The 14,206-nt window shown below is 42.8% G+C and carries 11 protein-coding genes; 2 read left to right on the plus strand and 9 right to left on the minus strand.

Features of this window, described 5'->3' with window-relative positions; translation table 11 throughout:
* Positions 1-42: 42 nt before the first annotated feature.
* Positions 43-408, minus strand: a complete 366-nt coding sequence (locus Q1A31_RS07975) for a response regulator (RefSeq protein WP_299874882.1) — start codon at positions 406-408, stop codon at positions 43-45.
* Positions 409-543: 135 nt separating this feature from the next.
* On the opposite strand from Q1A31_RS07975, the gene Q1A31_RS07980 reads away from it, so the two are divergent.
* Positions 544-1,281, plus strand: coding sequence for a hypothetical protein (locus Q1A31_RS07980; RefSeq protein WP_299874885.1), 738 nt, complete (start codon positions 544-546; stop codon positions 1,279-1,281).
* 113 nt (positions 1,282-1,394) lie between these two features.
* On the opposite strand, the gene Q1A31_RS07985 is transcribed toward Q1A31_RS07980, so the two are convergent.
* The 6 genes from Q1A31_RS07985 to Q1A31_RS08010 form a co-directional block, all read right to left on the minus strand.
* The gene (locus Q1A31_RS07985) at positions 1,395-4,514 is read right to left on the minus strand and encodes an efflux RND transporter permease subunit (protein ID WP_299874888.1); all 3,120 of its coding nucleotides are present in this window, start codon (positions 4,512-4,514) and stop codon (positions 1,395-1,397) included.
* A gap of 3 nt (positions 4,515-4,517) precedes the next feature.
* The gene (locus Q1A31_RS07990; protein ID WP_299874891.1) at positions 4,518-6,017 is read right to left on the minus strand and encodes an efflux RND transporter periplasmic adaptor subunit; all 1,500 of its coding nucleotides are present in this window, start codon (positions 6,015-6,017) and stop codon (positions 4,518-4,520) included.
* 329 nt (positions 6,018-6,346) lie between these two features.
* Entirely contained in the window at positions 6,347-7,282 is a 936-nt protein-coding gene (locus Q1A31_RS07995) for an NADP-dependent oxidoreductase (protein WP_299874894.1), read from the minus strand.
* A gap of 105 nt (positions 7,283-7,387) precedes the next feature.
* Positions 7,388-8,443 carry an NADP-dependent oxidoreductase gene (locus tag Q1A31_RS08000; protein ID WP_299874897.1) on the minus strand — a complete coding sequence of 352 codons (1,056 nt, stop codon included), beginning with the start codon at positions 8,441-8,443 and terminating at the stop codon, positions 7,388-7,390.
* Positions 8,444-8,467: 24 nt separating this feature from the next.
* Positions 8,468-9,625, minus strand: a complete 1,158-nt coding sequence (locus Q1A31_RS08005; RefSeq protein WP_299874900.1) for an iron-containing alcohol dehydrogenase — start codon at positions 9,623-9,625, stop codon at positions 8,468-8,470.
* Between the two features lie 30 nt (positions 9,626-9,655).
* Positions 9,656-10,351 (minus strand): type 1 glutamine amidotransferase domain-containing protein, encoded by a 696-nt coding sequence (locus tag Q1A31_RS08010; protein WP_299874903.1) that lies wholly within the window; start codon positions 10,349-10,351, stop codon positions 9,656-9,658.
* A gap of 154 nt (positions 10,352-10,505) precedes the next feature.
* On the opposite strand from Q1A31_RS08010, the gene Q1A31_RS08015 reads away from it, so the two are divergent.
* Positions 10,506-11,438: a LysR family transcriptional regulator gene (locus Q1A31_RS08015; protein WP_299874906.1), complete on the plus strand. Its 933-nt coding sequence runs from the start codon at positions 10,506-10,508 to the stop codon at positions 11,436-11,438.
* Positions 11,439-11,465: 27 nt separating this feature from the next.
* Here the strand turns inward: Q1A31_RS08015 and Q1A31_RS08020 are convergent, their stop codons facing one another.
* Positions 11,466-12,443, minus strand: coding sequence for a DMT family transporter (locus Q1A31_RS08020; RefSeq protein ID WP_299874909.1), 978 nt, complete (start codon positions 12,441-12,443; stop codon positions 11,466-11,468).
* Between the two features lie 272 nt (positions 12,444-12,715).
* The gene (locus Q1A31_RS08025) at positions 12,716-14,008 is read right to left on the minus strand and encodes an aminotransferase class V-fold PLP-dependent enzyme (RefSeq protein WP_299874912.1); all 1,293 of its coding nucleotides are present in this window, start codon (positions 14,006-14,008) and stop codon (positions 12,716-12,718) included.
* Between the last annotated feature and the right edge of the window lie 198 nt (positions 14,009-14,206).

Raw genomic sequence — 14,206 nt, forward strand, 5'->3', positions numbered from 1 at the left:
AACAATATTTTAACAATATTTGACTAGCTAAACCATATCAGTTTAGCTGAGCACACTTTGCAATACTGTTTTTAGTCTATCAACTGAATAAGGCTTTTCTAACACGCCTTTAAAACCATACTTCTGCAGATCTGACATAACAGGATCATTTGAATAACCACTAGATACAATGGCAACAACATAAGGATCGATTTCTTTTATTTTCTGTATCGTTTCTATACCAACCATGCCATCCGGAATAGTGATGTCACTAATCACTGCATCAAAAGGTTTACCTTCACTAGCTGCCCTGACATAGCTTTCTACCGCTTTATCACCTTCAACCACCGTTTCTACTTCAAAGTTAAGGGTTCTTAAAATCAAGGTAATCGCACGTAGAATTAGCCTGTTCTTATAAAATAAAGCCATAGATATCAACTATATTGATAGGGATATACAATCAATATCATAATGCAATCGTACATTTGGGTAATTGTTTGATATAGATTAATAATATATAAAATCTATTGCGAGAGAGAAATAACGCTTTTAGGAGTGTTGAATATGTATGGAAGAATAAAATTTCTAGGGAATCCATGGCCCGACGGACACCCCTTGAAAGACTTTCGACTCGGTGTTTTGCTACACGAATCGAGAGGAGATATACCTGCCAAAGCCACATTAGATCTGAGATTTCGTTCGGAGGATTACTGTTATCCTGCTACATCTGATGTGGAACTCTCTAATGTTCAAGATAAAGAAGCTCCTAAATGGGAATCGATCAATTCATGGCTAAGCTATGGAGCGGCTTATGCAACCTCAATAGCCAGCCACGAGGATATGGTCATCGCCAATACAAAATCGGGTTTTGACATAGAGTGCTTAAACGATTTCACACGAGTCATCGACCCCATTCCTGACACAATTACGGATGATGATACTAAACTTGAAATCCCTGCTTTTCATTCTCACATACTGTCATGGGACGATATGGCAGATCACCATATGACTATTAAGCGTAACCCAAAATCTGGGCTATATGATGTTTACTGGAAAGGGAAATGTGACAGAAGTGAAATAGGTAATTACAGATTTCAGCATGAGTTCGAAATAGAAGTTTCGGACGTTCCTTTTAGTGGATACGCCGGACATAAACTCAGCTGGCAAGAACAAGCCAGAGTATCGCTGGAAGAACGCGACATGGAATTGCGTTCACTGCTTAAATCTTTAGTCGTCAATCCCGGAAAAATGCAATTTAAGACAGGGCATTTTCCCGGGAGAGATCAATTATTTCCAGATTAAAAAAAACTGACACCAAGCAAACAAAAGAAAGTCATCCCCCTACTTTAAGCGACTTTTTTTAGCTGTTTAAAATGACTTAAGGAATTTATGCAAAGCTAAGCCTTTTTTTTAAGCTAGTCTTCCTTTTTTTCAAAATCAGCAGGATTGGTTTTCAAATTACGATCTATCAGTAACTTAAAGAAGAAGGGCAAAAAGAATACCGCAAGGAACGTTGCTGCCAACATTCCGCCCATTACACCTGTACCTACTGATTGACGCGCTCCCGCACCTGCACCACTAGAGAACGCCAAAGGCACTACGCCTAAAATAAACGCCAGCGATGTCATGATAATCGGACGGAATCGCAGACGCGCTGCTTCCATCGCGCCAGCCGTGGCACTCATTCCATCTTCTACTTTATATAAGGCATATTCAACAATCAAAATGGCGTTCTTGGCGGCCAGTCCTAACAATGTCACCAGTCCAATCTGGAAATAAACATCGTTGGTGAAATCACGCAGATAAACTGCTGCTAACGCGCCGAAAGTACCAAAAGGTAATGCCAGCAATACAGACAACGGCAATGACCAACGCTCGTAAAGTGCGGCTAGAATCAAGAACACCATAATGACCGCTAAGCCTAATGCCATCGCTGAGCTACCACTGGATTGCTTTTCCTGAAAAGATGAGCCGGTCCAATCGTAGGTAAAATCAGACGATAATGACTTTTTGGCAATATCTTCAACGGCATCCAAGGCCTGTCCCGAACTGATTCCAGGAGCACCTTCACCCATCAATTTAACTGCGGGTAGATTGTTAAAACGATCGATCGTATCAGGGCCAGAACTATATTCCACTTTTGCGAAGGCCGATAAAGGCACCATTTCACCTTTATTGCTACGAACATACATGCGACCGACATCATCTGGCGTCTTTCGATATTCTGCATCAGCAGACAGCAATACTTGCCATGCGCGCCCAAATTTATTGAAGTCATTCACATAGTAAGAACCTAAACCTGCCGCCAGTGTATTAAACGCACTATCCAGTGAGATACCTAAAGACTTGGCGCGCTCGCGATCAACATTGATAAAAAGCTGTGGCGTCGCAGGACGCCATAAACTATTTACTCTACCTAAACGTGGGTCTTGTTGTGCCGCACCTTTGAATTTATCCATGGCAGCGGCTAGCGCTTTCGAACCGCCCTCGCCTTTATTCTGTAAATAAAACTCAAAGCCACCGGTGCTACCTAAACCAAAAATGGCAGGGGGATTAAATGCCAGAACCAAGGCCTCTTTAATATGAGCCGTTTTTGCAAAGAGCTCACCCACCAACGCTTTGGTCGGAACATCTCTATCGTCCCAATGTTTTTGTGTAACAAACATCGTTGCAGCACTGTTTTTATAACCACCACCGAGGAAATCAAAACCGGTAAATGCCACAACATTTTCGTTATTGGGATTGGATTTAATTGCTTTTAATACTTCAGAAACCACCTTGTCAGTACGATCCAGTGAAGCCCCATCTGGCAAGAAAACTGCGGCGATGTAGTACCCCTGATCCTCATCAGGCACTAAGGAATTCGGTGTGATTTTCCACAAACCAACCGTAGCGGCGACCATCACCATGAATAACAGAATAGTGATAAACGAATGACGAATCATAAACCCTACCGTGCCCACATAGCGGCGTGTCACCCAGGCAAAAAAGGTGTTAAAACCACGGAAGAAAAAGTTCGTTCCTTTGTGTTCATGCTTAAGAATCAACACACATAAGGCGGGTGTCATCGTCAATGCGACCACTCCAGACAAGGTCACCGATATTGAAATGGTAATCGCAAACTGCCGATACAATTCACCAGAAAGCCCACCTAAAAAGGCAATTGGCACAAATACCGAAACCAGTACCAGCACGATTGCTACAATAGGCCCGCTCACTTCCTTCATCGCTTTGAATGCGGCTTCGCGTGCTTTGAGACCTTCTTCGTGCATGATCCGTTCGACATTTTCCAGCACCACGATGGCATCATCGACCACGATACCTATGGAAAGCACCATACCAAACAGAGTCAAAGTATTGATTGAGTAGCCAAGTAATTGTAAACCAGCGAATGTGCCCAGCAATGAAACAGGAACGGCTAGCGTCGGAATCAAGGTAGCACGCCAGTTTTGTAAGAATAGATACACCACAAGAAACACCAGCAACATCGCTTCGCCAAGGGTTTTCAGTACCTCTCGAATAGAAACTTCAACAAAGCGCGTGGTGTCGTAGGGTGTTGAGTAAACCAAACCATCGGGAAAACTGTCAGCCAGTGTTTTAACCGTGCCTTGAACTTCATCTGCGACACTCAATGCATTGGCACCAGGCTGTAAAAACACACCTATCAGCGTAGAAGGATAACCATTAATTCGCCCTCTGAATTCATAATCTTTAGATCCCAATTGGACTCTTGCGACATCTTTTAAGCGCAGTAAGCTACCGTCATCATTGGCTCGCAGAATAATATCTTCAAACTCTTCAACGGTTGAAAGTCGACCTTTGGTAGTAATACTGTATACCATTTCCTGATTGGTTTTGATTGGCGACTGACCAATTTTACCCGCAGCAAATTGCGCATTCTGTTCGGTTAGCGCAGCACCCACATCAGTAATGGTTAAACCTAGTTTTGTGAGTTGATCGGGCTTTACCCAGATTCTCATGGCGTAATCTTTCGCACCAAAAATCTGCACATTGGTGGTACCGGGAATACGCTTGAGCTTATCCAGCACATTCAAGGTTATGTAGTTGGATATATACAAATCATCATAGCGTTCTTCGGGAGAATAAAACGCCAGTACCTGCAGGAATGCCGATGAGCCTTTGGAAACGGTAACGCCATTACGCCTCACTTCCAGCGGTAAGCGAGCATCTACCTGTTTTACGCGGTTATTTACATTCAGTGCGGCCTTATCAACATCAGCACCGATTTGAAAAGTAATAGTGATCGTACTCACGCCATTAGAGGTTGAGGTTGAAGACATATACAACATATCTTCAACACCATTGATGGCATTTTCTAACGGTGTGGCAACGGTTTGCGCGGCTATTTCAGCAGAGGCTCCGGGGTATACAGCAACCACCTGAACAGTCGGCGGTGCGATTTCCGGATATTGCGCCACAGGCAAGGTTCGCATCGCGGCAAGACCCGCAATCATGATAAAGATCGAAATTACGAAGGCAAATATCGGTCGATTTATAAAGTATTGAGAAAACATCGATTATTGCTCTGAAGATTTTTTATTATTGTTCATTTGGGCAGTCTCATTACTGATAGATTTCTTGGTGTTATTGTCTACCGAGCTCTGCATTTCATTTTCTAATTCACTCTTTAATTCGGAGGTCATGAGATTTGAAGAATCTGTGGTTTTTTCCTTCTTTTGCACATCAGCTTGTTGCTGATTCGCTTCTGAATTATTCTTAGTCACCCCCCCACTTTGGGGCGTTTTTTCTGTGGCATCTTCGGTTTTTACTGGCGCAGATGGTTTAGATGCCGCCTTCTCCGCTGCCGCAGCAGTCATAATCGGCATACCCGGGAAGAAGATACGCGCACTTCCTTCCGTAACAACTTCATCACCCGCATTCAGGCCTGATTTAATAATCCAGCCGTTTTCCAAATCACCGTCGAGTTGCACCCATTCACCGACTTCAACCGGTCGCTGTTGAGCAACGGTCATTTCGTTACCGTCTTTGCCTTTCATCTTGCCAACGACATACACATACTTGCCTTGCGGATTATCAAGTACGGCACGTTGTGGCACCACAATCGCTTGTGGGCGAATAGCACCGAGCAAATTCACTCGTACAAACTGCCCCGGAGATAAAAGTCTTTGTGGATTATCAACCGTTGCTCGCACAGCAAAGTTACCGGTATTTGGGTCGGTTTTATAATCTTCAAAACTCACCATGCCTGTTTGCGGAAGCTGCTGCCCATTACTGGAAGTCAACGCCACTTTGAAACCCGACGCAGGGATTTTCAGCAAACCCGAGCTAATCTCTTGTTGCTGACTGATCTGTTTTGGCTCAGGAATACCAAAGTTCACATAAGCGGGATTGGTTTGAGAAATCGTCGTTAATAAACTGTCGCTTCCCGCTTGAACCAAACTGCCTTGTAATTTCATCGCGCGTCCGGCAATACCAGAAATCGATGCTTTTACATTGGTGTAATCCAGACTGATTTGAACGGTCTTTATCGCTGTCTCTGCCTGCAAAATGGTTGCATCAGTTTGTAAGATTGCAGCCTTCGCAATTTCCAGCGCTGATTCCGCATCGTCTTTATCACTTTGACTTAATAATTTTTTATTCGCCAAAGGAATCACCCGCGCATAATCACGCTGTGCTTTCTTTAACTGTGCCTGAGCACTACTTTTAGCCGCTTTAGCACTCACTAACGCTGCTTTGGCTTCCGCCATGGCCGCATTCAACGGTGCACGATCAATCGTAAATAACAGGTCGCCTTCTTTGACAAAGCGACCTTCTTCATACAATCTTTTTTCGATGATTCCAGAGGTTCTCGCGCGTACTTCTACCTCATGCGAAGCAGCTACCTGACCCGTATAGGAAAAGCTCACTGGAACATCCATTGGCATTACTACAGTGCTAATAACCTGGGCTGGAGGCATTCCAGCTGGAGCAGCAGGTGCTTCTGCTGCATTAGGCAGATCACAAGCGGTTAAAAAAACCGCCAAACTTATTATAAGTAGTCTATTTAATTTATTCATTTTATAGTATCAATTTGTACCGATCGGTATATTTTATGCATTCTTTATAGTTCGTTAACTATAGTCAAGAATTATCACTAAAGAAGCGATAAAGAGTAGGAAGTATGAAAAGTTTAAACTGCTTCCTTTAATAGGGGTATTAATATATTTACTAGTTGTAGTAAATTTATGATGAAGCTAGTTATTTAGCAGCGCTAAAAACCTGAGTATTAAAATTCAAGCCTGAGTGAATTCCAATAAAAATAACAGGTGGCTATCGTCTTAAGACTTAGAGACGAAAGCCACCTGTAATTATTTATTTAGCTAAACAGTATAGAGTAATACAGTGTTTAGGGCTGACCTACATACAAAACAATCTTGCCTACTGTGCGTCCTGATTCACTCAGAGTATGCGCTTTTACTATATCTTTTAGTGCAAATTCAGCACCAATAACTGGGCGCAGTTTTCCCTGCTCAACTAATTTAGACAACTCTTCGAGGATAGGAGCATTCGGTTCGATAAAAACAAAAGCACTTCGAACATTCAGTTCTTTTGCTTTTTCCTCAGACGGAGGACTAACGATAGAAACCAGAATACCGTCTTGTTTCAATACCGACCAAGATGACTCTTGAATATCTCCACCAAGCGTATCGAAAACGACGTCAATATTACTTAGAACTTCGGCAAAGTTATGAGTCTGATAGTCAATGACTTCATCAGCTCCTAACGATTCCACAAGGGCTTTATTCTTTCCAGAAGTGGTTGCAATGACATAAGCACCGCGTGATTTCGCAATCTGAACGGCAAGTGTTCCTACACCACCCGATCCTGCATGAATCAGTACCTTTTGGCCTGCGGATATTTGTGCTGTTGTTATTAGCGCTTCCCAGGCAGTAATGCCTGCTAAAGGTAAAGAAGCCGCTTCATTGTGTGAAATAGTTAGTGGCTTGAGTGCAACTTCATTTTCCTGAATAGCTACATATTCAGCATATGTACCATTACGCTTTATATCCGGTCGAGAGTACACAGAGTCACCCACACTAAAGCGAGTGACGTCGAATCCAACTTCTGTAACAACCCCAGATACATCCCAGCCTAAAGTAACTGGCATAGAATAAGGAACCATTTCTTTCAGATAGCCTTCTCTAATTTTCCAGTCCACTGGGTTTACCGATGCCGCAACAACCTTAACCAGTACTTCGCTAGAAGTTATGCTCGGCATAGGCGCATCTTCAAATGCTAAAACATTTCTGTTGCCATATTCGTGAATTCTGACTGCTTTCATTTAATTTCCTTTTACTCTTACCGTTTTTTTAATCAGGCCATTGTCATAAACAAGGTTATAAACGAGTTCATAACAATGGCAGTAAGTTTCTAAAACATTTAACGCTTAAAGCGCTTCAGGACCTGCCAGCATTATTAACTTGCCGAAGTTCTTACCTTCTAGCAAACCAATAAATGACTCTACGGTATTTTCTAAGCCGTCAACTAGATGCTCGCGGTAGTTAATTTTACCTTCTTGCAACCACTTAGACATGGCTTGGCTAAATTCATCATAACGGTCGCCATAATCATCAAATACGATGAAGCCTTGCATCTTGATTCGTTTGGTTAACAAGGTACCCATAAGCATTGATAAACGATCAGGACCTTCTGGCAAGCTAGTCGCATTGTATTGTGAAATCAAACCACATAATGGCACACGTGCTTTAGGGTTTAATAACGGTAGAACTGCATCAAATACTTTGCCACCGACATTTTCATAGTACACATCGATACCAGTATCACAGGCTTTTGCTAATTGCTCAGCAAAATCTGGGGCTTTGTGATCGATACACGCATCAAAACCGAGATCTTCAACGGCAGAGCGACATTTCTTTTCGCCACCAGCAATACCAATGACGTTACAGCCTTGTATTTTGGCAATTTGACCAACCATGCTGCCAACGGCTCCAGTCGCAGCTGCGACCACCACGGTTTCACCCGCTTCAGGTTGTCCGATATCCAGCAAGCCCATATAAGCAGTCATTCCCGGCATACCCATCACGCCTAAAGCGTAAGAAGGTTTTACAGGCTCTTTGCCTAATTTCAATAAGCCAGCGCCATTCGAAATCGAATAATCCTGCCAGCCAGAATACGAAAGTATCCATTCACCGACTTCATAATCCGGGTGATTAGATTCTGCTACGCGACATACTGTTCCGCCTACCATCACTTCATCAATCGCTACCGGTTCTGCGTATGATTTCGCATCATTCATACGGCCACGCATATAAGGGTCTAGCGATAAGTACACTGTACGCAGTAGCACTTCGCCTTCTTTTGGCGTTGGTATATCTGTTTCTACAAAATTAAAATCGCTTAATTTTGGCGCCCCTTGTGGGCGAGCTGCCAATAGCCATTGACGGTTATTTTCAGCGTTTTGTTTATTTGAAATTGTCATCATTTTTCCTCTTTTAAAGACTGCTGTTTACAGTGCAGTCACTAAGATTTTACGGCTAACTTCAGGCGTAATATCGCCGTGTTCACCTAATTTCACCATGCCGTGCTGTGTTAGCTTTTCAATCAAGCCGTCGATATCGGCTTCACCTAAATCAACATCAGACAAACGAGTCGGCACTTGCATGGTTTTAAAGAATTCTTCAGTCAGCTCAATCGCACGACTCACGCGTGAATCTTCATCACCTTCAGTAAGGTTCCAGACACGATCAGCAAACTGTAATAATTTCTCTCGCTTAGCTTCGGTACATACTTTCATTACCGCAGGTAATACGATCGACAGAGTACGCGCGTGGTCGATACCATAAGCACCGGTTAATTCATGTCCGATCATGTGAGTCGACCAATCTTGTGGAACGCCTGCACCAATTAGGCCATTCAATGCCATGGTTGCCGCCCACATAATGTTGCCACGAACTTCTAAATCATTCTTAGTTTCAGCGACTAATGCTTTTGGTCCTTCTTCGATAAGCGTTTGCAATAAGCCTTCTGCAAAACGATCTTGTACTTTGCCGTTAACGCTGTAAGTCAGGTATTGCTCCATGGTATGTACGAACGCATCGACGACGCCATTGCTGATTTGTCGATCAGATAACGACAATGTTACTGAAGGATCAAGTACCGCAAATTGAGGCTGCACAAAAGGACTCATAAATGGCAGTTTGTTGCCATCACGAGTAACTACCGAACCACTATTTGACTCAGAACCCGTTGCTGGCAGTGTTAGTACACATGCTAGTGGCAACGCCTTGGTTACCGCTGCCCCTTTAGCGACGAAGTCCCATGGATCATCTCCTTCAAATAGCGCTGCAGCTGCAATGAACTTAGTGCCATCGATAACTGAACCACCACCAACTGCTAATAAAAAGTCGATATCATGTTCTTTGATTAAATCCTGCGCTTTCATCAAAGTGTCGTATTTCGGGTTTGGCTCGATGCCAGAAAACTCGAACCAGGTATGCTCGCTTAATGCAGCAGCAACCTGATCATAAACACCATTGCCTTTGATAGAACCGCCACCATAAGTGACTAATACTTTTGATGTCTTTGGAATTACGTCACTCAGTACTTTAATCTGGCCTTCGCCAAAATGAATTTGAGTGGTATTTTGAAAACTAAAATTTAACATTATTTTCTCCGTATCTTTTTATGGCTACACTTAAGAAAGTGCAGCTAATAATTTTTCTGCTGCTAGCTCTGAGCTTGCAGGGTTTTGGCCACTAATCAGTAAACCGTCTTGAATTGCAAAAGCATTCCAGTCAGATACTTTTTGATAATCGCCACCACGTTTCACAAGTTCATCTTCTAATAAGAAAGGCACAACATCAGTCAATTCCACGGCTTCTTCTTCGGTATTTGTGAAACCAGTAACTGCTTTGCCTTTAACAAAAAATTCGCCATCAGCATCTTTAATATTCAGGAAGGCAGCTGGTGCATGACATACCGCAGCAATCGGCTTATTGTCGGCGAGGAAACTTTCGATTAGTGCAATAGAATCTGCATTTTCTGCTAAATCCCATAATGGGCCGTGACCGCCTGGGTAGAATACAGCGTCAAAATCTGAAGATTTCATTTCTGCTAGCTTGTGTGTATTTGCCACTAATGCTTGCGCTTCTTTATCTTCATCAAAGCGTTTAGTCGAAGCTGTTTGAAAATCTTCCATTTCACTTTTTGGATCTATTGGAGGTTGTCCACCTGCTGGTGACGCTAGAGTTATCTGAACACCGGCATCTACAAAGGTGTAATAAGGTGCAGCAAATTCCTCAATCCAAAAACCTGTCTTTTCTCCGGTGTCTCCGAGCTCTGCATGAGAGGTAAGTACCATTAATATTTTTTTACTTTTTGAATCAGTCATTGTTTTATCTCTTCTTTTATTTGTTAAAACTTATTTCAAAGTTAATAGGGTTCGTCTGATATTTAGACGTTGAGGGCATTCTATTCCTGATAGACAAATTGAACAATAAGGAGAAATTTAACAACACTGTTAGAATTATTGATACAATCCATGCATGGATGTGCAATTTGAACAACTTAAAAGCATGGTGGTGTTTGCTCAGGTGGTGGAGCAAGGCAACCTGACCGCTGCCGCCAAACATATTGGCTTATCCCGAGCCGTTGTGAGTTACCACATAAAAAAGCTGGAATCTCAGCTTGGCGTAAAACTGCTGAATCGTTCCACCCGATCGATCGCATTAACCGAAGCGGGAATGGAGTATTACCAATCCTGCCGGATCATTTCTGAACAAGCTGCTACAGCGAATCAGCAAATGGAAAACCTTAAAAACGAACCCGTCGGCTTATTAAAAATCACTTGCCCGGTTAACGTCGGTTTACAGATTCTAGTGCCAGCGCTCAACGACTTTCGTCGCCTCTACCCAAAAATAGAATTAGACGTGATGCTCACAGACGAGGTGGTGAATATCATGCAGGAAGGTATTGATCTGGCTATTCGTGGGGCGCCGTTAATTGATTCAGGCTTACAGGCGAGCAAGCTATCTACCTTACCCACCTGCTTATGTGGTTCACCGGCCTATTTAAAAAAGCACGGTCGCCCATCGACACCTTCAGAATTATCACAACATGCGTGGGTAATTTATAAGCTCACCTCGGGGGCGATTACCTTAAGCAAAGGCGGACGCTCATACAGTGTTGCCGTCAAAGGTAGCATTAGCACCAATAATGCGGCGGCTCGTACCGCCTTTGTTGAAGGCGGGCATGGTTTAGGGCGAATACCTCTTTACGATGCCTGGCCCAAAATTAAGGCCGGTTTATTAGAAAGGGTATTAGAAGATTATCATCTCGATAATATCGATGTTTACGGTGTGTTTCCGCCGGGCAGTGCCGGATCAAAAAAGCTACGCCTGCTGATCGATTACCTTAAAGATTACTTTATCAAAGCCGATAAGCAATCTTCACAAAATACACTATTATCCAGTAACTGATAGGTCTATCTCATAGATAAAAAACGCCTATAAGTGGGGGGGTGACTTTTTTATCCAGCTGATTAATTTACCGGGGCTTTTTTTAGCCCTGAGTAAGCCCACACCTATCATTACCATCAATAAACCGATTGCATGAGTCCAGCCGAACGCTTCGTCCAGCAACCATACCGCCAACAGAATAGTTACCACCGGACCGATGCTGCCAGTAATACTCATGCGGGTGGCACCAATACGACTGATCGCCTCGCTAGTAAAAAAGCTGGGAATCAGGGTACAAAAAATAGCTAATAAAAAACCTAATAGCCAAAGTTTAGGGGAAACATTTAAATCACTTAAGTCGCGGGTGCTGAAGAATTGAATCACAATCCAGATGGTTGCAGTAGACATCGCGATGCTGGTAAAAATAAGACTACCTAGGCGCGTAATAAACGATTTGCTGAATATCACGTATAGGGAAAAGCTCAACGCAGCGCCACCAACTAAAAGAGTTCCAAGCCCAGTATTACTATTCTCACCTGATGATTCGTTCATAAACAGAAAAGTAACGCCGAGATAACTAATAATCAGCGATGCAAACACCCGACCGGTAATTTTCTCGCCAAAAAATATCCAGCTCAGCAAAGCCACCATCACCGGATAGGTGAACAAGGTTAAACGTTCCAGTTGAGCGGTTATATATTCAAGCCCGAGGAAATCGAGATAAGATGCGAGGTAATACCCCATAAAACCCAAACCGACGATTAGAAAGAAATCGCTGGTTCGCAATTCTGCGGCTTTTTGAGGGCGGGTTTTGATCGCATAAGCGAGAACTATCAAATAAAACGGCATGGCGATCATCATTCGAATCATTAAAAGCGTGGTGGCATCGATACCTTCGTTAAAGGCCATTTTTATCAATACCGACTTTAATGAAAATAAGGTGGTGCCCGCGATAGCAAAAGCAAAACCGGTTGCTATATTCCTTTTTTCAATTTGATCTAGAGTATTTTCCTGAACCTGTTCCATGTGACACCTTGTTGCTTTGCATTGATTGCAATGTACTTTCTGGATAGCTGAAATAAGCCTGAGCAAATGGAACTTGTAGGGAGAACCCGAGCATTTAAAACAGCAATCACTCTGATAATTGCTGTTTTATGAAGTCTAGCAGTCACCCCCCTACTTTGAATGATATTACGTTTTTGCTTTTAAAAAACGTAAATAGAATTTATGCAGAGCTAGGGGGGGGTTCTAATCGTTATTTTTATATGGCATATAACCATATAGCGCGTTCAAAACGCTTATGCGTTTGCCATTTTCTGAGTAATCGCTAAAAACTTATCAACATCTTCGATTGAATGACAATGCAAAGGCGAAACTCTGATTGCGCCTTCGAGATCAAATGATTCGAGCATACGTTTTGAATACAGGCTGGTGTTCACTCTTTCAAACACGGTCACGCCTTGTTTATCGTATTCTTTAACGGCAGAAGCAGGGTCTATCTTTTTAAAGTTAATCGCTAGAATCAAATCGCGTTTTGTCAGATCATCGTGATCTAAATAGACGTCGAGATTCTCCATCTCGCGCAATCCTGTAGCGCCATCCGCACCGTTCAACATTCTTGATAATAAGGCTCGCTCGTGCAGTGCAATCATCTGCATGCCTGCAGTAAATTGATTACGTCTTGTTGCTTCTTTAAGGTCTTGATCTTCTCTGGTTGCAAGACTGCAAACATAATCAATCACTTCAGTGAACATGCCGTACTGCGCTGGATCAGAACTGCCTAAGTCCCAGATATGGCTTTTCTTGCCGCTGAGTTTGTCGTGTGGCAATTCTGCCGCTCGCTCAGATAACCATGCTAACCCCATGCCTCGACAACCAAAGAATTTATACGGTGCGATATTGATGCCATCGATTGGAATATTTTTCAAATCGATGATTTCGTGAGGCGCATGCTGGACAGCATCAACAATGATATATAAATCGGGTTTGATTGCTCTGGCAGCAGCAACAATCGACTCAACATCGAGTTTTGCACCTGAAATATTCGAGGCGTAAATCACACTTAAAAGTGCAGTATTTTCATCGACTAAACTTATAACCTCATCAACATCAACACCACCAGTGACTGGGTTGCTTTTCGCGACACGCAGCTCTCGATTGGTGCGGCTAGCGTTTAACTCCATCGCATCATAGGACGAAGGGTGCTCCAGAATTGTAGTCACTATATTTGTACCAGCAACATTTTCTGTAATGACTCGCACCATATCGAACATCGCTTTGGATGCGGTGAGTGCTGTATAAACCGTGCCGCCTTCAACATTTAGCAACATTCGAAAGTCTTCCTGACCTTTATTCTGTATCCCTTGAAGGTGGACTGCCGTATCATGCATTCGATCGAGACAATCTGGGCTAGCCGAAATTTCAGCGTATCGTTCTACCGCTTTTTTCAAACGGAAAGAGCCGCCAGCATTATCAAAAAACAAACGGTGACGACCATTTAAATCGACATCAACATGGTAGAAAGAATCTTTTACATATTGCATCGTCTCATCTGAAAACAACTCGCCTGAATTTTTTTTTGAATTTTCCACCAACATACCTTCTAAACCGTTACATTAATCAAGAATAAACTATTTGACACACCCCCCTACTTTTAGCCCTTTTCTTAAAAAAGGCAAATAATTAAATATTGTGTATAGATGTAGTAATAATTGATTAGACGTGTGAAGCCTGATTAAGGCGATCATTAGCGCTGTAACTTAGATGCTTTAACATATATAACGCACTTC

The sequence above is a fragment of the uncultured Cocleimonas sp. genome (genome assembly GCF_947495625.1).
Taxonomy (GTDB): Bacteria; Pseudomonadota; Gammaproteobacteria; order Thiotrichales; family Thiotrichaceae; genus Cocleimonas.

Bases quoted from the DNA above. Each gene is read 5' to 3' on its own strand.
- Q1A31_RS07990 (WP_299874891.1), bottom strand. From the start codon at position 6,017: ATGAATAAATTAAATAGACTACTTATAATAAGTTTGGCGGTTTTTTTA.
- Q1A31_RS07995 (WP_299874894.1), bottom strand. From the start codon at position 7,282: ATGAAAGCAGTCAGAATTCACGAATATGGCAACAGAAATGTTTTAGCA.
- Q1A31_RS08010 (WP_299874903.1), bottom strand. From the start codon at position 10,351: ATGACTGATTCAAAAAGTAAAAAAATATTAATGGTACTTACCTCTCAT.
- Q1A31_RS08015 (WP_299874906.1), top strand. From the start codon at position 10,506: ATGGATGTGCAATTTGAACAACTTAAAAGCATGGTGGTGTTTGCTCAG.
- Q1A31_RS08000 (WP_299874897.1), bottom strand. From the start codon at position 8,443: ATGATGACAATTTCAAATAAACAAAACGCTGAAAATAACCGTCAATGG.
- Q1A31_RS07980 (WP_299874885.1), top strand. From the start codon at position 544: ATGTATGGAAGAATAAAATTTCTAGGGAATCCATGGCCCGACGGACAC.
- Q1A31_RS08020 (WP_299874909.1), bottom strand. From the start codon at position 12,443: ATGGAACAGGTTCAGGAAAATACTCTAGATCAAATTGAAAAAAGGAAT.
- Q1A31_RS07985 (WP_299874888.1), bottom strand. From the start codon at position 4,514: ATGTTTTCTCAATACTTTATAAATCGACCGATATTTGCCTTCGTAATT.
- Q1A31_RS08005 (WP_299874900.1), bottom strand. From the start codon at position 9,625: ATGTTAAATTTTAGTTTTCAAAATACCACTCAAATTCATTTTGGCGAA.
- Q1A31_RS07975 (WP_299874882.1), bottom strand. From the start codon at position 408: ATGGCTTTATTTTATAAGAACAGGCTAATTCTACGTGCGATTACCTTG.